Origin of the sequence: Acidovorax sp. LjRoot74, assembly GCF_964254355.1 — a bacterium.
GTDB lineage: Bacteria > Pseudomonadota > Gammaproteobacteria > Burkholderiales > Burkholderiaceae_C > Acidovorax.
Genome location: NZ_CAXUTI020000001.1, coordinates 3,167,669 through 3,190,901, shown reverse-complemented (window position 1 = coordinate 3,190,901; position 23,233 = coordinate 3,167,669). Strand labels below are relative to the sequence as shown.

The window sequence follows — 23,233 nt, the reverse complement described above, 5'->3', positions numbered from 1 at the left end:
AGGCCAACCATGTTCGACCATTTCACTCCGGCCATGCTGGACCTCTTTGCCTCCTCGCTGTGGGAGACGCTCATCATGGTGGGCATCTCCGGCATCGTGGGCGGCCTCATCGGCGTGCCGCTGGGCGTGTTTTTGCGCCTCACGGACCATGGCGGCGTGCTGCAGAACGGCCCCGTCAACAAGCTCGTAGGCTGGCTGGTAAACGCCGTGCGCTCCACGCCTTTCATCATCCTGCTGGTGGCCATCATCCCGTTCACGCGCTTCATCACGGGCTCGTCCATCGGCACCGCCGCCGCCGTGGTGCCGTTGACCATTGCCGCTGCGCCTTTCGTGGCCCGCCTGGTCGAAGCCGCCTTGCGCGAGGTGGACCACGGCCTGGTCGAAGCCGCTCAGGCCATGGGCGCCACCACCAGCCAGATCGTGTGGAAGGTGCTGCTGCCCGAGGCGCTGCCCGGCATCGTGGCGGGCCTGACCATCACGTTCGTGAGCCTGACCGGTTATTCGGCCATGGCCGGTGCGATTGGCGGCGGTGGTCTGGGTGACCTGGGCATCCGGTACGGCTACCAGCGCTTCCTGCCCGAGATCATGCTGGCCGTGGTGCTGGTACTGATCTTCTTTGTACAGGCCGTGCAGAGTTTGGGCGACTGGGCGGTGCGCAGATTGAGCCACCGGTAAGTGTTGTTCTACCGACTCTTTGTGCTACTCATTTAATAGCTATAAAGGGATGATGGACGCGCGCAGGCGGCCATTTTTTCTTCAGATTACGGTCTCAATAGCCGCATCCATGACCGCCCCTGTCTTCACTCCCTCTCCCCTCGTGGGAGAGGGCCGGGGAGAGGGGGCGCGCAGGCACGCCGCATCGATTCACCCCCTCTCCCCAACCCTCTCCCGCGAGGGGAGAGGGGGCTGAACCCCCCTCAGCCTGGCACCCGATAGTGGTAGCCATACGCTGTCTTGAAACCCATCGATTCATACAGCCGCAGCGCCGGAACGTTCTGCGCGCGCACCTGCAAATAGGCACTGGCCGCCCCGGCCTCTGCCGCCCAGTGCAGAAGGGCGGTGACCAGCGCGCGCCCGCGCCCGCCGCCCCGGTGCTCGGGCGCCACGGCCAGGTCGTACAGGCCCACGGCGCCGCGTTCCAGCACCGCCAGCCCAAAGCCTACGGGCTGGCCTTGCGCATCGTGCTGCAGGGCAAACGCGGCAGGGTGGGCGATGTGGTCCAGCATGCTGTTGTGCAGCGCGCGGTGGTGCAGGGGCACGCTGTTGGCAGCGGCAAAACCCTCCAGCCAGGCGGCGGTGGGCGTGGTGCTGATGTGGGTGCTGCCATCAGGCTTGCCGGCCGACCCCAGGGCCAGCGGCCGGTGCAACACCAGGGAGGGGTCGAAGTGCTGGTAGCCCGCCTCGGCCAGCTCCTGGTCGGCCTCGGGCGGGGCCAGGGGCGAGATGCGGAACACGGCGGGCAGCCCGTGCCGCGCATACAGCGTGGTGGCCGCCTCGCGCACCCCGTCAAACGGCGCGCCGGGCAGCAGTGCGTTGACCGAGTTGGCGCGCTTGGTGTAGCCGCCCGACAGCCGGAACACCCAGCCCCGGTGGAACACTGTCTGGCGCGCGGGCCAGGCGTTGAAGGCGCGCTCTTCGAGGGCGCGGATCAGGGCGGCGGGGACGGTGGGCTCGATGGTGGTGGGCGTCATGGCTGGCGTTATACCAACCCGCCCCCGCCAGATCACGCTCAATCAATCGGTCGTGATCTTGTTGTCCACCACCAGCTTGCCAAAGCGGGTGGTGTCGCTGGCGATCTGCTCGGCCATCTGCGCGGGTGTGTTGCCGATGGGCTCGGCGCCGATGTCCTGCATGCGCTTCTTGAAGTCGGGCGACTGGATCACCTTGACCATCTCGGTGTTGAGCTTGGCCACCACATCGGCAGGCGTGCGTGCCGGGGCCAGCACGCCAAACCAGGTGCCGATATCGAAGCCCGTAAACCCGACCTCCTGCAGCGTGGGCACGTCGGGTAGCGAGGAAGACCGCTTGGCCGTGGTCACCGCCAGCGCGCGCAGCTTGCCCGCCTTGATGTGGGGTAGCACGGGCGTGATGGTGTCGAACGACATTGACACCTGCCCGCCCAGCAGGTCGGTGGTCAGCGGGCCGCTGCCCTTGTAGGGCACATGCAGCAGCGGCTGGCCGATGGCGGTGGAGAACTGCGTGCCGATCAGGTGCTGCGCCGTGCCCGCGCCGTTGGAGCCATACGAAAACTTGTCGGGCGCGGCCTTGATCAGGGCCACGAGTTCCTTCACATCCTTGGCGGGTGTGGTGGCGCTCACGGCCAGCACGTTGGGCACCAGGGCCACGGTGGTGATGGGCGCAAAGCTCTTTTGAAAGTCGTAGCCGAGCTTCTTGTAGACGCTGGTGGCAATGGTGTGGTGCACCGCGCCCATCAGCAGGGTGTAGCCGTCGGGTGCGGCCTTGGCCACATAGTCGGCGCCAATGGTGGCGCCCGCGCCGCCCCGGTTTTCCACGATCACGGGCTGGCCCAATGCGGTGCTGAGCTTTTCGCCCAGCGCACGCGCCAGCACGTCGGTGGTGCCGCCTGCGGCAAACGGCACGACGATGGTGACGGGTTTGCTGGGCCAGGCCTGCGCGTGGACGGCCGTGCCGGGCAGCAGGCAAGCGGCGGCCACGGCTGCGAGGGCCATCAGGTGTTGGCGGCGCTGCGGGGTGGCGATGCGGGTAGGGCGGTGCATGGTTTGTCTCCGAAAGGATGGGGGTGCGGCGGCCTTGTTTTTTTGCCCGCCGGGTGGCGCCCCGGCCCGTCTGTGCGGGCCTGGGGCATGTGCGGTCAGGCCGCTTTGCGTGCAGCCGGTGCGCTGCCGATCAGCGCGCACACTGCATCGGTCACCTGCGCCGTGGTGGCCGTGCCGCCCAGGTCGCGGGTGTGCAGGGCGAGGTTGGCGGTGACCTGCTCGATGGCCTGCATCACGGCGCGGGCGGCATCTACTTCGCCCAGGTGCTCCAGCAGCATCACCACCGACCAGAAAGTGCCGATGGGGTTGGCCAGGCCCTTGCCCATGATGTCGAACGCCGAGCCGTGGATGGGCTCGAACATGCTGGGGTAGCGGCGCTCGGGGTCGATGTTGCCGGTGGGCGCAATGCCCAGGCTGCCCGCCAGCGCGGCGGCCAGGTCGCTGAGGATGTCGGCATGCAGGTTGGTGGCGACGATGGTGTCGAGCGTGGCGGGGCGGTTGACCATGCGGGCCGTGGCGGCGTCCACCAGTTCCTTGTCCCACTTCACGTCCGGGAACTCGGTCGCCACCTGCGCGGCGATCTCGTCCCACATCACCATCGCATGGCGCTGGGCGTTGCTCTTGGTGATGACGGTGAGCAGCTTGCGGGGCCGCGACTGCGCCAGGCGGAAGGCAAAGCGCAGGATGCGTTCCACCCCCACGCGGGTCATGATGGACACATCGGTGGCCGCCTCGATGGGGTGGCCCTGGTGCACGCGGCCGCCCACGCCCGAGTATTCGCCCTCAGAGTTTTCGCGCACGATGACCCAGTCCAGGTCCTTGGGCGTGCAGCGCTTCAGCGGTGCGTCGATGCCGGGCAGGATACGCGTGGGCCGCACGTTGGCGTACTGATCGAACCCCTGGCAGATCTTGAGGCGCAGGCCCCACAGCGTGATGTGGTCGGGGATGTCCGGGTCGCCCGCCGAGCCAAACAGGATGGCGTCTTTGGCGCGCAGGGCATCGAGCCCATCGGCCGGCATCATCACGCCGTGGGCGCGGTACCAGTCGCCGCCCCAGCCAAAGTTTTCGAACTGGAATTGCAGGCCGGGGTGGCGCGCAGCCAGCGCTTCGAGCACGCGCTGGCCCGCAGGAATCACTTCCTTGCCGATGCCGTCTCCGGGGATGGTGGCGATTTGATAGGTTGTCATGCAGATGCCTGGGTGTAGAAGAGTCTGGAAAGCCCGCGCAGCAAGCCCGGGCGTGGAAAAGAGACACAAGAGAAACCAAACGGTGAGAAGGACTGTAGGCCTGGACGCCTTTGCAGAACGGCGCTAGAGTGAATCCATCGTTAACCTGCAGTTAAAAGACTGCGCGAGATCTATTCGATGAGTTCCACCATTCAGCCCACAGAACTGGGCTTTTTCTCCGCGCTGGCCGCCAGCCCCAGCCTCAGCGCCGCCGGGCGCGAAATGGGTGTCTCTACAGCGGCGGTCAGCAAGCACCTCGCGCAGATGGAAAAGCGGCTGGGCGTGGTGCTGGTCAACCGCACCACGCGCCGCATGAGCCTCACGCCCGAGGGCGAGCTGCTGCTGGAGCACGCGCGCCGCATCCTGCGCGAGATCGATGCGCTTGATGAACTCATCGTGCAGTCCAAGGCCAGCCCCAAGGGCCTGCTGCGCGTGAACGCCACGCTGGGCTTTGGCCGCATGCACATTGCCCCGGTGATTTCGGACTTTGTGCGCCGCTACCCCGAGGTGGATGTGCAACTGCAGCTGTCGGTGCACCCACCGCCGATCACCGACGACGCCTATGACCTGTGCGTGCGTTTTGGCGAGCCGCCCGATGGCCGCGTGATTGCCCGCCGCATCGCCCCCAACCGGCGCGTGCTGTGCGCCGCCCCGGCTTACCTCGACCGCCACGGCAGGCCCCGCGTGCCGCGCGACCTGATGGAGCACCAGTGCATCGGCATCCGCCAGGGCGACGAGGCCTATGGCCTGTGGCGCCTGACCACCGGGCGCGGCAGCAAGGCGCACACCGAGTCGATCAAGATCACCGGCAACCTCACCACCAACGACGGCGAGATCGCCGTGCTGTGGGCGCTGCAGGGCCACGGCATCGTGATGCGCGCCGAGTGGGACGTGAACCGCCACCTGGCCCAGGGCCTGCTGGAGCCCGTGCTGCCGCACTACCAGACCCCGGCGGCAGACATCTATGCGGTGTACCCCCAGCGCCACCAGTTCTCCACCCGCGTGCAGGCGTTTGTGGGGTTTCTGGCCGAGGCACTGGCAGCGTCGGGTGCACCGGCTGGCGTGCCCGCCAAGCCAGGTAAGCCAAATAAAAGCGCAATGCAGCTTTCTTGATCTGCGGGGGGGCGCCGATCCGGTGGGGTGGTTAGGGTGTCGCTATCCAACTTGCTGAGCCTGCCGTCTTCAACCGCCTTTCCCTGGCCTGCTTTTGACTATGAAACCACTCCCGCTACTTTCTGCCTTGCTGGTGGGCGCCTTCGTTACCCTGCCTGTGCGTGCTGCTGATTCCACCGCAACGCAAGACTGGTCGCTGTCTACCGACGGCGCCTATGTGCTGGACCACCGCGCGGGCCTGGCCTGGCCCCGCTGCGTGGAAGGCATGCAATGGACCGGCAAAACCTGCACAGGCAAACCCCAGCTGCTGGACCGCGCCGAAGCCACGGCCCTGGCCACCGAGCGCTGGAAGGCCGAAGGCGTGGGCTGGCGCATTCCCCGCGCGGCCGAGCTGCAGCGGCTGGTGGACAAATCGCTATCGCCCCCCGGCCTGAACCCCATCCTGTTCCCCGCCGCCCCAGGCCAGTGGCATTGGTCGGCCACCAGCAACGTGAGTGCGCCCAGCGTCAACCAATACACCTACGGCAACATCGCCCAAGGCCGCGCGGGTGACAGCGCCCGGCAGGCCGCCATGATCAACGGGTGGGCCGTGAACCTGTCTACCGGCGAGGCGCGGGGCGATGCGGCACGGGCGAGCAGGCTGCCGGTGCGGTTGGTGCGGCCGATGCCTGTGCAGTGATCAACACCCTGCGCCCGCAGGTCACGCGCAGGCACCGGGGGCGAGTGGTGCACGCTGCGGGCCTCATTGCCGTGGGTGGGCGTCGGGGCCTCTGGCATCGAAATCGCGGCTAGAGGCAATGACGGCCTCCGCGATGGCGGTGCCGGTCAGGGTGGGCAGATCCGCCCGCAGAAACACCGCATGCACCTTGAGGGCCAGCAGGGCCAGTTCGTCTGGCCTGCGGGGCACGCGGCCGCCGGGGAAGGCCGATGCCTTCTCCTCCATGAACCGGGCTGCCGCCTGCACGGCCTGGTGGGCGGCCCGTGCGTGACTGCTGCCGTAGGAGAAACGCCAGGCGCGCACCCGTGCATTGATGCGCGAGAAGCTGTCGGGGCCTGCGGCCATGCCCGCAGCGGCGAACACGCGGCAGTCGTAGGCGCGGCAGGCCTGGGGCCTTGCTGGGTAGATGCTGCAGTGGTTGTGCTCCAGCATGGGGCAGGCGCCCTGGGCGGTGCGGCCTAGCACCTGGTAGCCGGGTGGCATGCCCGGGGCCGGGCTCAGTAGTGGTGCAGGGATGGCCATGGCGGCGGCGGAGTCTGACGGTGTCAGGGGGATGAAGTACCCCGAGGCGCAGCACCCCCGGCAGTCGCCACAGGGCACCGGGGCCATGGTGCCGCTGTGCAGCCCTTGCAGGGTGTGGTCCAGCCAGTCGGCAAAGTCGCCCGCATCGACGGGGGCCTCCTGGACCATGCGGTGGGTGGGGATCGCAGGGGGTGGTGTTTGTTGGCGATACATGGTGGCGCAGGTCAGCGGTTCAGCAGGTCCAGCAGCCCCCGGTTCAGCGCATCCATCACCCAGCTGGTGCTGTCGGGCTCCACGCTCAAGGTGTTGGTCAGCGCAAAGTAGGCACTGCGCCCGTCTTGTGCCAGCACCGTCAGGCCCATGAACCCCTGGTTGGCCCCGCTGTGCACCAGGGCCCCCTTGCCGTGGAGCCAGGAGCCCTCCCAGCCCAGCGCGTAGTCGCCGCTGCGCAGGGCGCGCAGCCGCTGCACATAGGCCGCAGGCAGGCTGTGGCTGCGGCCCTGAAAGGCGCGCTGGTGTTCGGCCAGCCACCGGCCGTAGCCTGCGGGAGTCATCCACACGTCCCCCGACGGCTTGGCCGCATCCACCCAGGGTTGCACCTCGGGTGCAAAAGCGGTGGCGGGCTGCAACCGGCCCGGGGCGGGGCCCTCATGGCCTTGCGCCGCGTTGGCTGGGGGCTGCCACTGCGGCTGCAGGCCGCGTGGCTCGGCCCATTGCCGCATCAGCGTCTCAAAGTCCTGCCCCGTGGCGGCCTCCAGCATGGCCCCGGCCACGGTGTAGCCCGCGTTGGAGTACGCAAACTCCCCGGCACCGACCACGGGCGTCAGCGACAGCAGCCAGCCCGAAAGCACGCGGCGCCGCGCTGTATCGGTGGCGGGGTGGGGCAGGGGCAGGGCGGCCACAAAGTCGGCAATCTGCGCAACCTCGCCCGGGTCGTTGAAGGTGGGCAGGCCGCTGCGGTGGTCCAGCAACTGCGCCAGGGTGGCGTTGGTATAGGCCGGGTGCTGCTTGGCGGCGGCTTCGGGCAGCAGGTCGGTGGGGCGGCTGTCCCAGCGCAGCTTGCCTTGTTCCACCCAGTGGGCCACCAGGGCGGCGGTCATGGCTTTGGACAGGGATGCGAGCTGGAAGGATTCGTTGCCCGTCATGGCGTCACCCTTCAGGCGGGCTTGCCCGGCTGCACCCAGGTAGAGCTTGTCGGCGCTGTCGTGCTGGCTGCCAAACACGGCGCCCGCCAGGCCCGCATCCACTGCGGCCTGGGCGCGTTCGCGCAGGGCCTGGTTTTCCAGCAGCAGGCGGGGGGCGCGCAGTTCATCGCCTTCGGCACCGCCGCAGGCGCCCAGCAGGGTGAGGGGTGTGAGGGCCAGTGCCGAGGCAAGGACGCGGCGGCGGGTGAGGTGCGGGGTTGTGCAGGGGGGCATGCCGGGGCTTTTTCAGAATCAGAAGAAGCCGCCGATTCTGAAAACGGTGCCCTAAAGATTCCCTAAAGAAACGCGCGGGGGCTGCCCCTTGCGCACCTTCCCAGCCAAGCTCACACCTTCTCAGCCCGGCTGCACGCCACCCAGCTCCAGTACAAAACCCACGCCCCGCCCGTCCAGCCCGTCGTCCAGCCAAAGGCGCGCATGCAGGCGCTCGGCCGCTTGGGCCACGATGGCCAGGCCCAGTCCGGTGCCGGGTTCGTCGTGGCCCGTGCCACGCCAGAAGCGCTCGAACACCTGTGCGCGCAGCGCCGGGGCAATGCCCGGCCCGTTGTCGCGCACCGCCATTCGGATGCCGCTCTGGTGCTGCTCTATCGACAGCTCCACCCGCGTGGCGCCGTAGCGCAGTGCGTTGTCCACCAGGTTCTGCAGGATGGACTGCAGCGGCAGCGGCTCGCCATGCCAGGCCAGCAACTCCGGGCCTTCCAGGGCGAGGGTGACATTGCGGCGCTTTGCATCGGCATGGGCGTCCCGCAGCACGCCCGCCGCCAGCTTGCACACATCAACGTCTTGCGCATCGCCGCTGCGCGTGGGGTCGAGCGCCGACAGGTCCAGCAGCTGCTGGCCCAGGTGGGCCGTGCGTTGCAGGCCTTGCTGCAGCGTCTGGGCGGCTGCGGCGCGGCTGGCTTCGTCGGGGCTGCCAAGCAGCACATGCGCCTGTGCTGAGAGCGCCGCCAACGGCGTGCGCAGCCCGTGGGCAGCGTCGTGCACAAAAGCGCGCTCCAGCGCCAGGTGCTCGCGCAGGCGCGCCAGCAGTGCATCGAACGCGCGGCCCAGCGGTTGCAGCTCGGCGTAGCGCAGGTCCGCACCCAGCGGCTGCAGGTCGCGCCGTGTGTCCAGCGCCTCGATGCGCTGCGAGAACTGGCGCAGGGGCTGCAAGCCGCTACGCACCGCCAGCCACAGCGTGAGCAGGAGCACGGGCAGGGCGATCAGCAGCGAGATGCCCACCTGGCCCAGCAGCCATTGCAGCAGCTCGGCATCGGTGGGCAAAGGCTCCAGCACCAGCAGGCTCCAGTGCTGGCCTTCGGCGTGGTAGGCCGCATGGGGCTGGCCGCCCAGGTCCAGGCGGGTGAGACCGGCAGGCACCACCTGGCCCTGCAGTGCCGGGCTGCTTTCATAGACCAAGCCGCCATCGCGCCGACTGAGCCGCACCGTGACCTGGCCGCCCAGCTGCCCGGCCTCGCGCCGCAGCCGGTTGAGTTCTGCCGTGAGCCCTTGCAGCACGGCGGTGGCCGCATCGGCATCGTCCAGCGCGTCCAGCCCGGTGATGAGCAGGGCCGCCAGTTGCGCCGCGTTGGATTGCTCGGCAAGCTGGTTGCGGGCAGTCCAGTAGTTCACCGCGATCACCAGCACGCTGATCAGCGCAAACGCCAGCAGCAACGCCGCCACCAGCCGACGGCCCAGGGTTTTCTTCACACCGACTCCAGCCAGTAGCCCACGCCCCGCAGCGTGCCCACGCGCTCCACACCAATCTTGCGCCGCAGGTTGCTGATGTGCACCTGCAGTGCTGCCGTATCCATCGGGTCGCCGAGGGGCTCCAGGCGCTGGGCCAGCGTGCGCTTGGGCACCACATCGCCACCGCCCTGGGCCAGCGCCAGCAGCAGCTGGAACTCGCGCGGCGTCAGCTCCAGCGGCTGCCCACCCAGCTGGGCCTGGCACTTGCGGGGCCACACGCTCAGGGCCCCAAACTGCCACTGCTCGCCCGACTGCGCGGCCGTGCGGCGCAGCACAGCGCGCAGCCGGGCCAGCAGCTCGGGGATGTCAAAGGGCTTGACCAGGTAGTCGTCTGCCCCTGCGTCCAGGCCACCCAGGCGGTCTTGCAGCGCGCTGCGTGCCGTGATCACCAGCACTGGCGCGGCTGCCTGGGCACGGCGCCAGCGGCGCAGCAGCTCCATGCCGCTGCCATCGGGCAGGCCCAGGTCCAGCAGCACGGCGCTGCAGCCCGGATCGTCCAACTGCAAGGGCGCATCGTGGGCGCGGCGCAGCCATTGCACGGTAAACCCGTCCTGCTGCAGCGCCCGCACCAGCGAAGCCCCCAGGTCCAGGTCGTCTTCGATCAGCAGGATGTGCATGGGGCTCAGGCCTCCTCCAGATTCAGGACCAGGACATCGACGTGGCTGAATGTGAGCTGCATGGAGGAGCGGCGAAGGGGGCGGATTTTTTCATGGGCCTGATGAGGGCTTTGGGAGGTATTGGGAGTCGCGGCACGCTGAGTGGGGGGTGCGGGAATGTCTGCGGTCGGGTTGGATGGGGCTGCTATTGGTGCGGTAGAACGGCTCGGACGCGGATATTCGTTCGGTTCATGTGCAGAGGCACCGGACGTCGTGGTGGGTCAAGACGGTTTTGGATTTTGTGGTGGCGGCTTCAGGGGGGCGGTATCAACGTTCTAGGTAAGGGGCGCGGATCTGGCTTTCCGGCGGAGCGTCTCGCTTGCCCGAAGGGTTAGGGGTCCTGCTATCCATTGTAAAAATACATCACCAAGTTTTTTTGGGGGCTTACAACGATCATGCCGATTCGTCCGTAAGCATAAAAACTTCCAGGACTGTTAATAACGGAGTTTGCCTCTTCAACAATGGATGGCTCGATTTCGATACAAAAACCGTAGGCACATATGTAGTCGTAAATATCGAGGTTGCCAACGGTCTTGCTCTCCCCCCAATTCCGTTCAGGCTTAATTGGAGTTTCCTCCCAGTCGCTGTATTGGCCCCGCCAGCTTCGATTCTGTTGATCTTCGTTCGATGGCATGTTCCTGAAGAAATCCATGCCATGGTCTTTTATACGATGCGAAACGCTCTCAGGGAGTGGAAAAACAAGAATGCCGGCTTCATTGCCGCCAGGCCCGAATCCCCAGGACTCTTCTTTGCTGTATGAAATTGAAGTGACGCCAAAAGCATCTGGTATCACTTCGAGCATGAATGCTCGCTCATACAACTTGTAGGTGAGATATGGAGCTCCCGCAATTAGTGCGATCAATATCAAAAAATGCTTGGCCGAAAGTTTTTTGTACGCAAATACCAGCACGCCCACTACTGCAATCGGTATGAGTAGGGCAATGAAGATAAGGAAGTAGAACATGGCCTAACGTAATTTAGATTGCAAAACCTGCGGGATAAATTAGGTCGTGCGGGACATTCTGGACACTGATTTCCCCTGGCCATGGCTTGCATGCCTGGGTTTGCAGTCGCTGCGCGGTGTGAAAATTCAGGTAAAAAATCTGAAAAACTTGGCAGGCTTGCGATGAGCGGACTATAGCCCGCGAACCTGCTAAATCTGTGCGCCAAGCGGGCAATTGGCAAGCTGCTGACCCGCCGCGCATCAACGCGCCCCGCGCAGCCTCCTCACACCCTCTTGCAAAAAAACGTCGTCCCGCACAACGCCCCATCCGGCATCAGCGCGTAGTCCGGCACCACGCCCACGCGCTGCCAGCCTGCGCGTTCATACAGCCGCTCGGCGTCGCCGCCGGTGACGGTGTCGAGCACCAGCACGGTTTTGCGCTCGGCACGCGCGGCGTCGTCCACGGCGGCCATGAGCTGTTGGGCGATGCCCTGGCGGCGGGCGCGGCGGTGGACCAGCATCTTGGCGACGTCGGCGCGGTGGGGCTGGTTGTCGGGCATGGCGGTGATGAGCTGCACGGTACCCACGATGGCGCCGCTGGCGTCTTCGGCCACCAGCAGCACGCGTTCGTTGCGCGCCACGCCGTCGGCCACGTTGCGCCAGAAGGCCAGGGCCTTGTCGCGCGGCAGGGGCGCCATGAAGCTGACCGAGGCGCCGCCGTGCACACAGTCGATCAGCACATCGGCCAGCGCGCCCACGCTGGCGGCGGCCTCATTGGGGCCCAGGCGGCGGATGGTGGTTGCGGATGGGGGCTGGGCTGGTGCGTGGCGGGCGGCGGCGGTCATGGTTTTCTCCGGGCGGTGGGTGGGGTGGGGGCGGCCACGCGCACTGGGGGTTGGCTGCGCAGGCCGAGTAGTGGCGCGAGCGGTGCAAAGGGCGTGACCTTGGCCAGCGCAACCAGGTAGCGCGCGGGCACGGTGCCGGGGTTGTGGAACACGATGGGCTGGTTGAGCTGCATGGCCAGGCAGTCGCCTGCAGCCAGCGGCCAGAGGGTGTCGCCCACGGTCAGCTCCATGCGGCCTTCCAGCAGCCAAACCTGCTGGTGGATGTCGGCGCCGGGCACTGCCGAGTCCAGGGCCACGCGCTGGCCGGGGGGGAAGACGACTTCCACCAGCTGCAGCGGCGAGGGCGCAGGGGGCGATAGGCGGCGGCGCACGTAGCCCGAGGCGGGGTCTTGCCATTGGGGCTGGTCGGCGGCGCGGATGTGGGGGGAGGGGGCTGCGGCACTTTCATGGCCTTCACCACCATCCGCGCTGTCGTCAAAAAACGAGGCCAGCGCCACGCCCAGGCCGATGGCGAGCTTGTCGAGCACGGCCGCCGTGGGGCTGCTTTCGCCACGCTCGATGAGCGAGATGTTGGAACGGCTCACGCCGCTGCGTTCGGCCAGGGCGTCGAGCGAGTAGCCCCGGGCGCCGCGCAGTTCGCGCAGGCGCTGGGCGATGTGGTGGTGGATGTCCATGGCGGCAGTTTATTGGAAATAAAATCCATAAAACTGGAAATTGCCTAAATCAACCAGAGCGCTTTGGCGCGATACGGTGCGCCGTTGTGCGCTACGTTGTGGGTGTTTACTATATTTTTGATAGCTTGTTGGGCAATACAGTCGCGCGGTGAGGCCCATTTTTCCTTGTAACCCACAGGGTGTGCCCGCTGGCGCGGGCCCTGGGCGATGCTGATACTGTGTGTACTTTGCATTTTTCTTCACCCACCCGCCGATCCCTTCAGGCCGCCCGATATGGCGGATCGCACGAGAACACCGGAGACAACCCACCATGACCCTGCCGCTTCACCCCCTGGACGCTGACCTGTTTGCCCGCGCCTTGCCGCTGCTGGACGACGAGTGGCTGACCCGCGATCCCGAGCTGGCGCCCGTGCTGCCCACGGTGCTGGCGCGCAACGTTGGGCAAGACTGGCACAAGGCGGGCACCTTCCGCCACCACCTGGTGGGCGTGACGCGCACGCTGACGGTGTGGCAGCAGCCGCGCGATGTGCGCCTGCTGGGCCTTCTGCACAGCGTGTATGGCAATGCGTTTGTGGACCTGGTGAAGTTCGACCCCGCCAAGGAGCGCGCCCGGGTGCGCGAGATCGCGGGCGAGTCGGCCGAGCACCTGGTCTACCTGTTCTGCACCCAGTCGCGCACGCAGTTTGTGCAGAAGGTGCTGGCCCATGCGCTGGAGGCCGACGGCAGCCTGGTGCTGCAAAAGGACGGGCAGGACCATGTGCTCACGCCCTACGAGGTGGCGGCCTTCATCATCGTGAGCATGGCCGACACCATTGAGCAGTGGTTCAGCTGGCAGGACGACATCTTTTCGCGCTTCCCCGAGGTGCAGCACCGCAGCCAGAAGGCGCACTGGGCCGCATCGCTCTGGCCCGGGCCCATGCGGCCGTCGGGGCGCATGGTGCACCAGATCAATGGCCTGGCGAAGGCGCTGCAGCACCCGGGGCTGAAGGACGTGCTGCCCATGCCGCCCGTGTTTGCGCACTGCTCGCAGTACCTGTCGGCCGCCAACGAGGCGGCGGCCACGTCGCTGTATTGGTCGGTCATCCAGCAAGACCAGCCCCTGGTGGACCTGGACGTGGCCACTGGCGTGCTGGAAAGCGCCGTGCGCCACAACCCCTGGGTGGGCGAACCGCAGATGGTGCTGGCGCAGCTGTATCTGTCCGCGGGCCGCAAGGACGACGCCAAGGCTGCCGCTGAAAGCGCGCTGCACCTGTTCAGTGCTTGGGGCAATGCGTGGGACAAGCGCGTGCAGTGGGACGCCTGGGTGGCCTGGACGCGCATCCTGCTGCAGGGCGCGACAGTGGAGGGCACCTGGCCCGAGCGGCTGGACAAGCTGAACAACGTAGCACTGCGGGGCTGAAGAAGGAGCGTTGAGTGCTTGTTATGCGATTGGGTTGTAATGAAATGAAAACTTAGTTGTTCCCGTTTTATCGGGAAAACCCTAGGATGCGAGCCATCTCTCAACGAAAGGTTTTCCCTGTGAACAACAACAAGCGCCTTCTCCTGCAATCCGCCCTGGCCTTGGCTGCCGCTGCCACTTTCTCGTCGGGCGCCATGGCCCAGGACAAGCCCATCAAGGTGGGCGTGACCGGCGGCCCCCACGCGCAGATTTTTGAGCAGGTGAAGAAGGTCGCCGAGAAGGACGGCCTCAAGATCCAGATCGTCGAGTTCAGCGACTACGTGCAGCCCAACGCTGCGCTGGCCGCTGGCGACCTGGACGCCAACAGCTACCAGCACAAGCCCTACCTCGATGCGCAAGTGGCCGACCGTGGCTACAAGCTGGTGTCGGTGGGCTACACCGTCAACTTCCCCATCGGCCTGTATTCCAAGAAGGTCAAGAAGCTGGAAGACCTGAAGGAAGGCGCCAAGTTCGGCATCCCCAACGACCCCACCAACGGCGGCCGCGTGCTGCTGGTGCTGCAGGACAAGGGCCTGATCAAGCTGCGTGATGGCGCGGGCCTCAAGGCCACGCCGCTGGACGTGGTGAGCAACCCCAAGAAGCTCAAGTTCGTCGAACTCGACGCGGCCCAGTTGCCCCGTTCGCTGGACGACCTGGACGCCTCGGCCATCAACACCAACTTTGCGCTGTCGGCAGGCCTGAACCCCGGCAAGGACGCGATTGCACAAGAAAACGCCAAGAGCCCCTACGTCAACCTGATCGCCGTGCGCGAAGCCGACAAGGACAAGCCCTGGGTGGCCAAGCTGGTGAAGGCTTACCACTCCGAAGAAATCAAGAAGTTCATCCAGACCGAGTTCAAGGGCTCAGTGCTGCCAGGGTTCTGAGGCTGAGGGTCTGACTGCCCTGCAAGGAAGGGTGGGCTTGGGGCAATGGTTTTGCCTGTGCGCCCCCTCTCCCCAACCCTCTCCCGCGAGGGGAGAGGGGGCGTGGGCCGGGGTGGATCGACTGACCTGCCCTGGGTGATGCATTCATGCCATGCATTGCATTGCTTTGTAGTCGCCGCGCGCGATTTCTCCTCGCTCCCTCTCCCCTCGCGGGAGAGGGCCGGGGAGAGGGGGCTCCTAGCCACCACCTCACCTGTATGCCCCACGCTCCAACCCACAACCGGATGGGCCGTGGCCATACTGTGCATAGCGCACGAAAATATGGATTAAAAAAGGCCCTTGCGCCTGTCCAGTATGCGCTGATAGCTATCAAATTTGTAGCTTTTGAGCCGCCGCAGTACCCCAGCGCTTCTCTGGGAGAACTGCGCGGCTGCGCTTGCCTCCACAATGGAAGGGTAACGCCCGGTAACACCCGCCCCCTTCCTCACCCATGCCCTTCGCCGAACGAGCCCTCACAGCGGTCTGGCTGGGCGCAGCCTTGCTGTTGTTCGCCGCATCGCTCTGGGTGCCGGATGCGCCGACGCGGCTGTTTTTGGACAACGCCTCCTGGACGCTGGCGTTTGGCCTGTCGGCCTTCTGGGCCTGGCGGGGGCGGGCGCAGGTGCCGCCCGCACAGCGCTTGCTGCACACGGGGCTGTGGGTGGGCACGGTGCTGGTGCTGGCCGGGCAGCTGGTGTGGAACCTGCAGGTGGCACTGGACTGGAACCCCTTCCCGGCGCCTGCTGACCTGTTCTTCCTGAGCGTGGGGCCGCTGTGGGCGGCCACGGTGATCCGCGCCACGTTTGCGCGGCTTTCCAAGGACCGCGCCTATCCCGCAGCGCTGGACTTTGGCGGCGCGGTGCTGGCGCTGCTGGCTTTTACCCTGGTGATCTACCTGCCCTCGGGGCAGGCGCAGCCATTGGCTACTGCCACGGTGCTGCTGCTGTACCCGGCGGTGTACCTGACGGCGGCGGGTGTGACGGCGCTGGCCATGCCCACGGTGGGTGTGCGGGTCACGCGGGCCCACCTGCTGGTGCTGGCGGGCATGCTGGGCTATGGCCTGAGCTGGATGCAGTGGAACCTGATGCTGCTGCGCGGCGATGTGTTGCCGGGCATGGTGTTCAACGCCAGCTTCAGCCTGGCTGCGCTGGCGCTGGGCTGGGGCGCGCGCAGGCTGCGGTTTGAGGTGTCGGACGACGCGGACTACCGTCGCCGCTGCGACCAGGCCATGAACTATGTGCCCCTGGTGGCGATGGGGCTGGCGGGCGTCACGCTGGTGCGGCTTTTCATCATCACGCCCGAGGGGCGGGCGGGCGTGCAGGCGCTCATCCTGGTGTGCTGCCTGCTGGTGCTGCTGCTGGCGGCGCTGCGCCAGGCGATTGTGGTGGGCCTGCTCAACCGCCTGCGCACGGCTGAGGCAGCGGTGCTGCGCAACGAAGAGCGGCTCTACCACGTCGCGCATTTCGACGCCCTCACCGGGCTGCCCAACCGCCGTTATTTTGAGGATGCGCTGGAGCGCGCCGTGGCCGAGGCTGGGCGGTACACACAGGCACCCGACCACTGCGTGGCGCTGCTGCTGATTGACCTGGACCACTTCAAAAGCGTGAACGAAACCTACGGCCACCGCGTGGGCGATGCGCTACTGAGCGAGGTGGCGCATCGCATCCACCTGCTGCTGGAAGGGCGGGGGCTGGTGTCGCGGCTGGCCAATGACCAGTTCACGGTGATGCTGCAGCGCCCCGCGTCGCGCACGGTGCTGGCGCAGCTGGCCACCACCCTGCTGGAGGGGCTGGCGCGGCCCTGGGGTTTGTCGGAGGTGGGCGCGCAGTACATGGGCGCGAGCATTGGCATCAGCCTGTTCCCCGACGACTCGGGCGACAGCGTGGAGCTGGTGCGGCACGCGCATTCGGCCCTGCACGCCACCAAAAGCGCGGGGCGGGGCTCGTACCGCTTCTACATCGAGGAATTCACCCAGGCCACGCGCAGCCGGCTGGAGCTGCGCCGCCGCCTGCATGGCGCGCTGCAGGGCGGCGAGTTCACGCTGGTGTACCAGCCGCAGCTCAATCACCTGCGCCAGACGGTGGGGGCCGAGGCGCTGCTGCGCTGGTCGGTGGATGGCAGGCCGGTGCCGCCCGACGAGTTCATTCCCCTGGCCGAGGAGAGCGGGCTCATCGTGGCCATGGGGCTGTGGGTGTTCGAGACCGCCTGCCGCCAGGTGGCGCAGTGGCGCGCCGAGGGGTGGCAGGTGCCGGTGGTGTCGGTCAATGTCTCCACCATCCAGCTGCGCGAGCCGGGGTTTGCGCAGGCCTTGCTGGACATCGCGCAGCGCACCGGGGTGGCGCCCGCCTGCCTGGTGCTGGAGATCACCGAATCGCAGCTGCTGGACGAGTCGCTGTACGCCATGGCGCTGGACCTGAGAAACGCCGGGTTTGTGCTGTCCATCGACGACTTTGGCACCGGCCACTCGTCGCTCGTCAAGCTCAAGCGCCTGCCGGTGAGCGAGCTGAAGATCGACAAAGAGTTTGTGCGCGACATCGTGGTGGACCCGAATGACCGCGAGATCTGTGCCACCGTCAACGCCCTGGCCCGCGCGCTGGGCCTGGAGGTGGTGGCCGAAGGGGTGGAGACCGAGGAGCAGTGGCAGCTCCTGGTCAAGATGGGCTGCCAGCGGTTTCAGGGCTGGCTGTTTGCGCCTGCGCTGGCGCCCGGGGAGTTGGCGCGGCACTGGCTGCAGCCGGTGGCAGGTGGTCCGTTGGTGCAGATTGTCAAAAATGATAGCTAGCGAGGCATGATGGACGCGCGGGAGGGCCGATTTTTTCTTTGAATCGTGCCCTCCAAACCGCAGCACCCGGCGCGTGGCCGGGTGTGGGGGAGCGCAAGGCAGCCGCTGCTGCTGCTGCTGAAGCAGCCTGCGGGTTATGCCACCTGCGACACACGCGCCTGGTTGGCGGCCACGCTGGTGTGGCTGCTGATCTCCACGTCCGCCGAGGCCAGGGCAGCAGCCTTGGCGTCCGGGCCCATGGCCACGCCTTCGGCGCGCACAAAGCGCACGTCGGTGATGCCGAAGAAGCCGAACACCACCTTCAGGTAGCTCTCCTGGTGCTCCATGGCCTGGCCGCCTTCGCTGGTCGAATACACGCCGCCCCGGGTAGAGGCCACGATCACTGTCTTGCCACCGGCCAGGCCCACGGGGCCCTTGTCGGTGTACTTGAAGGTGCGGCCCGCTTGCGCCAGGCGGTCGATCCAGGCCTTGAGCTGGCTGGGGATGGAGAAGTTGTACAGCGGTGCGCCGATCACGATCACATCGGAGGCCAGGAACTGGCTCACCAGCGCTTCGGACAGCGCGTTTTCAGCGCGCTCTGCCTCAGTGGCAGCGGCCTGGCCGGTGCGAAAACCCAGCGACTGTGCCGACAGGTGCGAAGGCGCCTGCTGGGCCAGGTCCAGGTACTGCACGGTGGTGCCGGGGTGGGCAGCTTGCCACGCAGCCACGGTGCGGGCAGTCAGTTGGCGGGACACGGATTGTTCGCCGGTGATGGCAGAGTCGATGTGAAGCAGTTGCATGAGGGAACTCCTGGGGTTCTGTGGATCGGAGCCACAGCGTGTGGCCATGGGATGAATTGTGGTTGTTCACCGAACTGTTGATAAGGCGCGGAACTTGCGATAGATTGTTCTATCCATAGGACGATGAAGCCCATGCAAGACCTCAACGACATGCTGTATTTCGCCGAAGTGGTGGAGCGCGGCGGCTTTGCCGCTGCGGGCCGCGCGCTTGGCATTCCCAAATCGCGGCTGTCGCGCCGGGTGTCTGACCTCGAAGCGCAGCTGGGCGTTCGCCTGCTGCAGCGCACCACCCGCAAGCTCTCGCTGACTGAGGTGGGCGAAGCCTATTTGCGCCATTGCCAGGCCATGCGCGAATCGGCCCAGGCGGCGGCCGACACCGTGGCCCAGGTGCAGACCACGCCGCGCGGCACCATCCGCGTGAGCTGCCCGGTAACGCTGGCGCAGACCGTGGTGGCCGAGCTGATGCCCCGGTTTCTCGCCCAGTACCCCGAGGTGCGCATCGACATGCTGGTGAGCAACCGCGCGGTGAACCTGGTGGAAGAGGGCATCGACGTGGCGCTGCGCGTGCGTCCCTCGGTGGACGACAGCGGCAGCATGGTGGTCAAGCGCCTGGACCACACCACGCAGATCCTGGTGGCCAGCCCCGAGCTGCTGATCCGCCAGGGCACGCCCCAGACGCTGGACGACCTGGCCCGGCTCGACAGCATCGCCATGTCGGCCCCCGACGGCCGCTCCACCTGGAACCTGATCGGCCCCGGCGGCGTGCACCAGGTGGTGCAGCACACGCCGCGTTACGTGGCCGACGATCTGCTCACGCTCAAGTTCGCCGCCGTGGCGGGCACGGGCGTGTGCTGGATGCCCGACTACATGTGCCAGGACGAAATGCGCGAGCGCAAGCTGGTGCGTGTGCTGCCCGACTGGGCACCCGCGCCCGCCATCGTGCACGCGGTGTTTCCGTCGCGCCGGGGGCTGTCGCCTGCGGTGCGGCGGTTTCTGGATTTTCTGGGCGAGGCCATGCCGGGGCGCAGCAGCCTGCGCACGCGCCAGGCGCTGCAAGGGCTGGACGGCGCAGACATCTAGGGCACCCAGAGCGGCCTTGCACGGGTTTGGCAAGCGGCCGCCACAAAGACCGCGTGCCCCCGTGGGACGGCGCCCGCAGCACGCATTTTTGGCCCCACAATGCAACGAATTGCAACTGTGTGGGCCGCTTTCTTGCACCACCGCGCACCTGGGCGCACCAGGGTGTCGCGCGGCGCGGAACGGCCCGGAACTGGGCCCTTGTGACCGCTTCTCACCCCATCGACCAAGACATCCGGCAGGCCCGCGTGCACCCCGCCGTGCGCGCCATCGTGATCCCGCCATGCCCCGAGTCGCTGCTGCGCCTGCAGCAGATCCTGGCCGAGCCCGAGCTGGACGCAGCGGCCCTGGAGCAACTGGCCGCCTCCGACGTGGCCCTTGCAGCCGCCGTCATGCGGCTGGCCAACAGCCCGCTGTATGGCCTGGCCCAGCCGGTGCAGACGGTGGGCATGGCGCTCACGGTGCTGGGGCTGCGCCCGGCGGTGGAGCTGATGTCGGCCTTCATCACGCGCAACGCGCTGCAGGTGCGCTCGCCGCTGCTCGACCACTTCTGGGAAAGCTCGCAGCGCCGCGCCATTGCCTGCGAACACATCGGCCACCAGCTCTACAGCTTTGACCCCGGGCTGGGCTACAGCTTTGGCCTGTTCTGCCACGTGGGCATGCCTGTGCTGGTGAAGGCCGTGCGCGGCTACGCCAGCACCGTGACCGAAGCGCTGGCTCGCAAGGACCGCACCTTCACCCAGACCGAAAACGCCAGCCACCGCACCGACCACGCCGTGATGGGCGCCATCGTGGCGCGCACCTGGCACCTGCCGGGCAACGTGGCCCAGGCCATCTGGCTGCACCACGACTTTGCGTGCCTGAACGACGAGCAGTTTGACCCCACGGTGCGCCACCTGGTGGCGCTGGGCTTGCTGGCCGAGTTTCTGGTCAACCAGCACGACGGCCTGGCGCCCACGCGCGAGTGGCTGCTGCATGGCGAGGCCTGCATGGACCACCTGCATGTGACGCAGGACGAGCTGGACCACTGGATCGACGAGTTGCACCCGGCGTTTGAGGCGGTGCGGTTTTGATCTCGGTGCGCGGCTGATGCGCTAGAACTCTTTCAGCGCGCAGCGTCCAGCAGTTCGGCCAGGCGCGTGTGCCCCCGCTGGGCTGCCTGCTGCGCCGCGTTCTGGCCCTCGCGGTCCACCAGGGCGGGCTTGGCGCCCAGGGCCAGCAGCTTCTGTACGGTGGCGGTGTGGCCGTTCAAGGCCGCCAGCATCAAGGCGGTTTTTCCTTCTGGGTCGCGGGCGTCCACCGGCGTGCCCTGTTGCACAAGGGCTTCCACCTGCTGGGTGTGTCCTGCGCGGGCCGCATCCCACACGCTGCGGGGCACAGCAGCGCCGAGCCTCTTTTGCATGGCGGGGGCTGCTGCTGTGTTGTGGTCAGGGGCCAATGGATCGGCCAGCGGGCTGCGGGCTGCCGGGGCGGCGGCCCCAGGAGCCATGGGGGTCGTGGGGGGGGCCGGGGCTGCCTCTTGCAGTACTGGTGCTGCGGCTGCTGCCGGGCGCTCGCGCCTTTCGGCACTGGGGGCTGCAGCCGTGGAGGGCGACGCCGGGAACCCGAATGGGGCCCCGGCTGCGCGGGGTGCTGACTGGGTTTCCGGTTCGGTGACAGAAGGCGACGCGGGCGCAGCCCTGGCCGCAGCTTGTGCGGGTGCCGGTGGCTGCGCAGGCGAGGGCGCAGGTGCCGTGGCGGGCTTGGGGGCCACGGCGTCGGCTGATGGACCGGTGCTGCTCCGCGCGCTTTTCTGGGCACTTTCGGGGGCAGGAGGCGACGCTGGTGGGGGCTCTGTCGGTGGCTGGGCCGCTGGTGTGGCCAAGGGCACAGGGGAGGCTGGCGCCGGTGCCTCGGCCCGGCGGTGGCTGAACGCGGTGTCCCGCTCTTCTGGCGTGCCGCGTTCAAATTGCAGCATCAGCAAGCCGGTCAGCCCCACGACGGCCACCGTGGCCAGGGCCGAAATCTTCCAGCGCGCCTGGTTGGCGGCAGGGGCCGCAGCCTGGGGGGCCGGGCCTGCCGCCGCTGCGTTGGCCAGCATCTGGGCATGCGCACGCACGGCATCGCGCACGTGTGTGCCGGGGCGGGCGCCTTCCTGTTCACTGGCTTCGTGGTAGCGCCGGACCAGTTCGTCGTCCTGCCGGGTCATACAAACTCCTTGAGGTGCTGGCGCAGGCTGCCCCGTGCGTAGCGCAGGCGGCTCTTGGCGGTTTCAAAATTCACGCCGGTGGCCTCGGCAATCTCCTGCACGCTCAGGTCGCCTTCGGCCTGCAGCAAAAAGGCCTCGCGCTGCTCCAGCGGCAACTGCTCCACCGCCGCAATCAGCGCGGCCGCCTGCTCGCGCGACTGCAATTGCCGCACAGGCCCGAAGCCCGAGTCGGCCACCAGTGTGTCGGCCAGCGTGCGCGCATCGTCGTCGCTCGCGTCCAGACTGGTGTGGTGTTTGGCGGTGCGCAGGTGGTCCACCAGGCGGTGGTGCGCCAGCGTGAACAGCCAGGTGCGGAACTTGGCTTTCACCTCGTAGCGGCTGGCATGGCGTGCCACTGCAAACCACACGTCCTGCAGCAAGTCGTCGGCCACCGCCTGCACCTTGACGCTGCGAAACACAAACCGCCACACGGCCAGTTCATGCCGGGCGTACAGCCGGTCGAAAGCGGCCATGTCGCCCTTGGCGTAGCGCAACATCAGCGCTTCGTCGGCGTCGTGGACATCGTCAGAGGGTGGGGCGGTGGGCACCCGGGCATTATGCGAAACCCCCATGCGCTCACGGGCCGGTCCCGGCCTACCGTGGGTCGGGTACGTACGACAGGTTGTCCGACTGCGGAAACGCGCGGGGCACCGGGGGCACGTAGGGCCGGGCGATGGGCTCGCGGATCACGCCGCTGGCGATCAGGTTCTCGCGGCTGTCGTAGCGGATGCTGATGATTTCATTGGGTTGCTCCTGCAAGCGCGTGAAGCTGGTGTGGGTGACGACCGATGTCTCGCGCTGGCCATGCGCCGTGCCCAGCTTGGCCGATGGCATGGGGGCGGCCTTGGCCACACTGTCGGCAGACTGCGAGCGGGCAGAGGATTCGGCCTCGGCCGATGGGGCTGGGGCAGCTGGAGCACCGGCAGCCCCAGCGGCTGCGGGCGATGCGGGCTCCTCCCGCAGGCGCCCGAGGCCCAGGCCGTTGTCGCGGCGCTGGCTGTAGGGCTCGGGGGTGATTGCCGGGGCCGGTTGGGGCACCGGTGGCTGTTCGCGGAACAGGGCCACGCCAATCACGCCCACATGTGCCGGGCGGCCCGTGCGGGCGGCATACGAGTTGGCAATGTGGGAAAACTCGAAGGCCGCCACCTGGCTGTCGCTCTTGCGCCAGCCGGTGATCTGGTAGCGCTCGTAGGGCGAGAACACATAGCCGCGCTGGTCCCATGCGGCGGTTTCGCCGCTGAGCACATTCACACCGTCCACCGAAGGCACGGCCAGCACCCGTTCGCCCAGCCGGTTGCGCACCGTGATGGCATACCGCGCCCCAGGCCGCCCGGCCACCCAGTATTCGCCCCGGGCGTAGTGCACCGGCAGCGTGGCGCCGGTGTCGCGGTCCACGATGGTGACATCGGCCAGGCGGCCAATGGCCTGGGCAGGAAGGTGGGCCAGGCCCAGCAGTGCGGTCAGGGCAGCGAGGGCGGGCAGGGTGAGCGAACGGGGTTTCATGGCAGCTCCATCAAAAAAGTGGTGGTGCTGGGTGAAACGAACGGGGCGATGGAACGGGGTTAAACCAGGCGAAAAAAAGGGGCCCACAGTGGGCTGGAGCCCCGAAAACGACGAAATGAGCGGTGGTTAGATGATTTGG

General features: G+C 67.3%; 22 protein-coding genes. 8 read left to right on the top strand and 14 right to left on the bottom strand.

All coding sequences use genetic code 11. From position 1 onward, the window contains the following. The first annotated feature begins 9 nt into the window (after positions 1 to 9). Entirely contained in the window at positions 10 to 675 is a 666-nt protein-coding gene (locus ACSQ3O_RS14875; RefSeq protein ID WP_055397552.1) for a methionine ABC transporter permease, read from the top strand. Positions 676 to 917: 242 nt separating this feature from the next. Here the strand turns inward: ACSQ3O_RS14875 and ACSQ3O_RS14870 are convergent, their stop codons facing one another. The 3 genes from ACSQ3O_RS14870 to ACSQ3O_RS14860 all read right to left on the bottom strand — a co-directional run bounded on the left by ACSQ3O_RS14870 (position 918) and on the right by ACSQ3O_RS14860 (position 3,925). Beyond that, positions 918 to 1,691 (bottom strand): GNAT family N-acetyltransferase, encoded by a 774-nt coding sequence (locus tag ACSQ3O_RS14870; RefSeq protein WP_137748910.1) that lies wholly within the window; start codon positions 1,689 to 1,691, stop codon positions 918 to 920. A 42-nt stretch (positions 1,692 to 1,733) separates the two neighbouring features. After that, complete coding sequence (locus tag ACSQ3O_RS14865) at positions 1,734 to 2,738, bottom strand: Bug family tripartite tricarboxylate transporter substrate binding protein (protein WP_137748911.1); 1,005 nt, start codon at positions 2,736 to 2,738, stop codon at positions 1,734 to 1,736. Between the two features lie 95 nt (positions 2,739 to 2,833). Continuing rightward, on the bottom strand, positions 2,834 to 3,925 hold the full coding sequence (locus tag ACSQ3O_RS14860; protein WP_436139452.1) for a tartrate dehydrogenase: 1,092 nt from the start codon (positions 3,923 to 3,925) through the stop codon (positions 2,834 to 2,836). Between the two features lie 177 nt (positions 3,926 to 4,102). On the opposite strand from ACSQ3O_RS14860, the gene ACSQ3O_RS14855 reads away from it, so the two are divergent. Both ACSQ3O_RS14855 and ACSQ3O_RS14850 read left to right on the top strand, forming a co-directional pair. After that, positions 4,103 to 5,077, top strand: coding sequence for a LysR substrate-binding domain-containing protein (locus tag ACSQ3O_RS14855; RefSeq protein WP_436139451.1), 975 nt, complete (start codon positions 4,103 to 4,105; stop codon positions 5,075 to 5,077). Positions 5,078 to 5,177: 100 nt separating this feature from the next. Next, on the top strand, positions 5,178 to 5,756 hold the full coding sequence (locus tag ACSQ3O_RS14850) for a DUF1566 domain-containing protein (protein ID WP_249368274.1): 579 nt from the start codon (positions 5,178 to 5,180) through the stop codon (positions 5,754 to 5,756). A gap of 63 nt (positions 5,757 to 5,819) precedes the next feature. Here the strand turns inward: ACSQ3O_RS14850 and ACSQ3O_RS14845 are convergent, their stop codons facing one another. The 7 genes from ACSQ3O_RS14845 to ACSQ3O_RS14815 all read right to left on the bottom strand — a co-directional run bounded on the left by ACSQ3O_RS14845 (position 5,820) and on the right by ACSQ3O_RS14815 (position 12,365). Continuing rightward, positions 5,820 to 6,530: a YkgJ family cysteine cluster protein gene (locus tag ACSQ3O_RS14845; RefSeq protein ID WP_436139450.1), complete on the bottom strand. Its 711-nt coding sequence runs from the start codon at positions 6,528 to 6,530 to the stop codon at positions 5,820 to 5,822. A gap of 11 nt (positions 6,531 to 6,541) precedes the next feature. After that, on the bottom strand, positions 6,542 to 7,735 hold the full coding sequence (locus ACSQ3O_RS14840; protein WP_436139449.1) for a serine hydrolase domain-containing protein: 1,194 nt from the start codon (positions 7,733 to 7,735) through the stop codon (positions 6,542 to 6,544). Positions 7,736 to 7,855: 120 nt separating this feature from the next. After that, positions 7,856 to 9,208, bottom strand: a complete 1,353-nt coding sequence (locus ACSQ3O_RS14835) for a sensor histidine kinase (RefSeq protein ID WP_436139448.1) — start codon at positions 9,206 to 9,208, stop codon at positions 7,856 to 7,858. Then, positions 9,205 to 9,864 (bottom strand): response regulator, encoded by a 660-nt coding sequence (locus ACSQ3O_RS14830; RefSeq protein WP_436139447.1) that lies wholly within the window; start codon positions 9,862 to 9,864, stop codon positions 9,205 to 9,207. Before ACSQ3O_RS14830 ends, ACSQ3O_RS14835 begins: the two co-directional genes overlap by 4 nt. A gap of 382 nt (positions 9,865 to 10,246) precedes the next feature. Next, the gene (locus tag ACSQ3O_RS14825; protein ID WP_436139446.1) at positions 10,247 to 10,867 is read right to left on the bottom strand and encodes a hypothetical protein; all 621 of its coding nucleotides are present in this window, start codon (positions 10,865 to 10,867) and stop codon (positions 10,247 to 10,249) included. Positions 10,868 to 11,130: 263 nt separating this feature from the next. After that, positions 11,131 to 11,691, bottom strand: coding sequence for a GNAT family N-acetyltransferase (locus ACSQ3O_RS14820; protein ID WP_436139445.1), 561 nt, complete (start codon positions 11,689 to 11,691; stop codon positions 11,131 to 11,133). After that, the gene (locus ACSQ3O_RS14815) at positions 11,688 to 12,365 is read right to left on the bottom strand and encodes a helix-turn-helix domain-containing protein (RefSeq protein WP_436139444.1); all 678 of its coding nucleotides are present in this window, start codon (positions 12,363 to 12,365) and stop codon (positions 11,688 to 11,690) included. The genes ACSQ3O_RS14820 and ACSQ3O_RS14815 overlap by 4 nt, the downstream gene beginning before the upstream one ends. 310 nt (positions 12,366 to 12,675) lie before the next feature. Here ACSQ3O_RS14815 and ACSQ3O_RS14810 point away from each other — a divergent pair, with 310 nt between their 5' ends. The 3 genes from ACSQ3O_RS14810 (at position 12,676) to ACSQ3O_RS14800 (ending at position 17,508) form a co-directional block, all read left to right on the top strand. After that, positions 12,676 to 13,764, top strand: coding sequence for a DUF6817 domain-containing protein (locus tag ACSQ3O_RS14810; RefSeq protein WP_436139443.1), 1,089 nt, complete (start codon positions 12,676 to 12,678; stop codon positions 13,762 to 13,764). A 119-nt stretch (positions 13,765 to 13,883) separates the two neighbouring features. Further along, positions 13,884 to 14,687, top strand: coding sequence for a MetQ/NlpA family ABC transporter substrate-binding protein (locus ACSQ3O_RS14805; protein ID WP_015014367.1), 804 nt, complete (start codon positions 13,884 to 13,886; stop codon positions 14,685 to 14,687). Positions 14,688 to 15,177: 490 nt separating this feature from the next. After that, positions 15,178 to 17,508, top strand: a complete 2,331-nt coding sequence (locus ACSQ3O_RS14800) for a putative bifunctional diguanylate cyclase/phosphodiesterase (protein WP_436139442.1) — start codon at positions 15,178 to 15,180, stop codon at positions 17,506 to 17,508. A 134-nt stretch (positions 17,509 to 17,642) separates the two neighbouring features. On the opposite strand, the gene ACSQ3O_RS14795 is transcribed toward ACSQ3O_RS14800, so the two are convergent. Next, positions 17,643 to 18,287 carry an FMN-dependent NADH-azoreductase gene (locus ACSQ3O_RS14795; RefSeq protein WP_137748926.1) on the bottom strand — a complete coding sequence of 215 codons (645 nt, stop codon included), beginning with the start codon at positions 18,285 to 18,287 and terminating at the stop codon, positions 17,643 to 17,645. Between the two features lie 132 nt (positions 18,288 to 18,419). On the opposite strand from ACSQ3O_RS14795, the gene ACSQ3O_RS14790 reads away from it, so the two are divergent. Together ACSQ3O_RS14790 and ACSQ3O_RS14785 are read left to right on the top strand one after the other, a co-directional pair. Beyond that, positions 18,420 to 19,367, top strand: a complete 948-nt coding sequence (locus ACSQ3O_RS14790) for a LysR family transcriptional regulator (RefSeq protein WP_436141131.1) — start codon at positions 18,420 to 18,422, stop codon at positions 19,365 to 19,367. Positions 19,368 to 19,567: 200 nt separating this feature from the next. Further along, entirely contained in the window at positions 19,568 to 20,437 is an 870-nt protein-coding gene (locus ACSQ3O_RS14785) for an HDOD domain-containing protein (RefSeq protein WP_436139441.1), read from the top strand. Positions 20,438 to 20,469: 32 nt separating this feature from the next. Here ACSQ3O_RS14785 and ACSQ3O_RS14780 read toward each other — a convergent pair whose 3' ends face one another. The 3 genes from ACSQ3O_RS14780 to ACSQ3O_RS14770 form a co-directional block, all read right to left on the bottom strand. Further along, positions 20,470 to 21,552, bottom strand: coding sequence for an ankyrin repeat domain-containing protein (locus ACSQ3O_RS14780; protein ID WP_436139440.1), 1,083 nt, complete (start codon positions 21,550 to 21,552; stop codon positions 20,470 to 20,472). After that, positions 21,549 to 22,088, bottom strand: coding sequence for a sigma-70 family RNA polymerase sigma factor (locus ACSQ3O_RS14775; protein WP_436141130.1), 540 nt, complete (start codon positions 22,086 to 22,088; stop codon positions 21,549 to 21,551). The genes ACSQ3O_RS14780 and ACSQ3O_RS14775 overlap by 4 nt, the downstream gene beginning before the upstream one ends. 97 nt (positions 22,089 to 22,185) lie before the next feature. Continuing rightward, positions 22,186 to 23,094, bottom strand: a complete 909-nt coding sequence (locus ACSQ3O_RS14770) for a hypothetical protein (protein ID WP_436139439.1) — start codon at positions 23,092 to 23,094, stop codon at positions 22,186 to 22,188. Between the last annotated feature and the right edge of the window lie 139 nt (positions 23,095 to 23,233).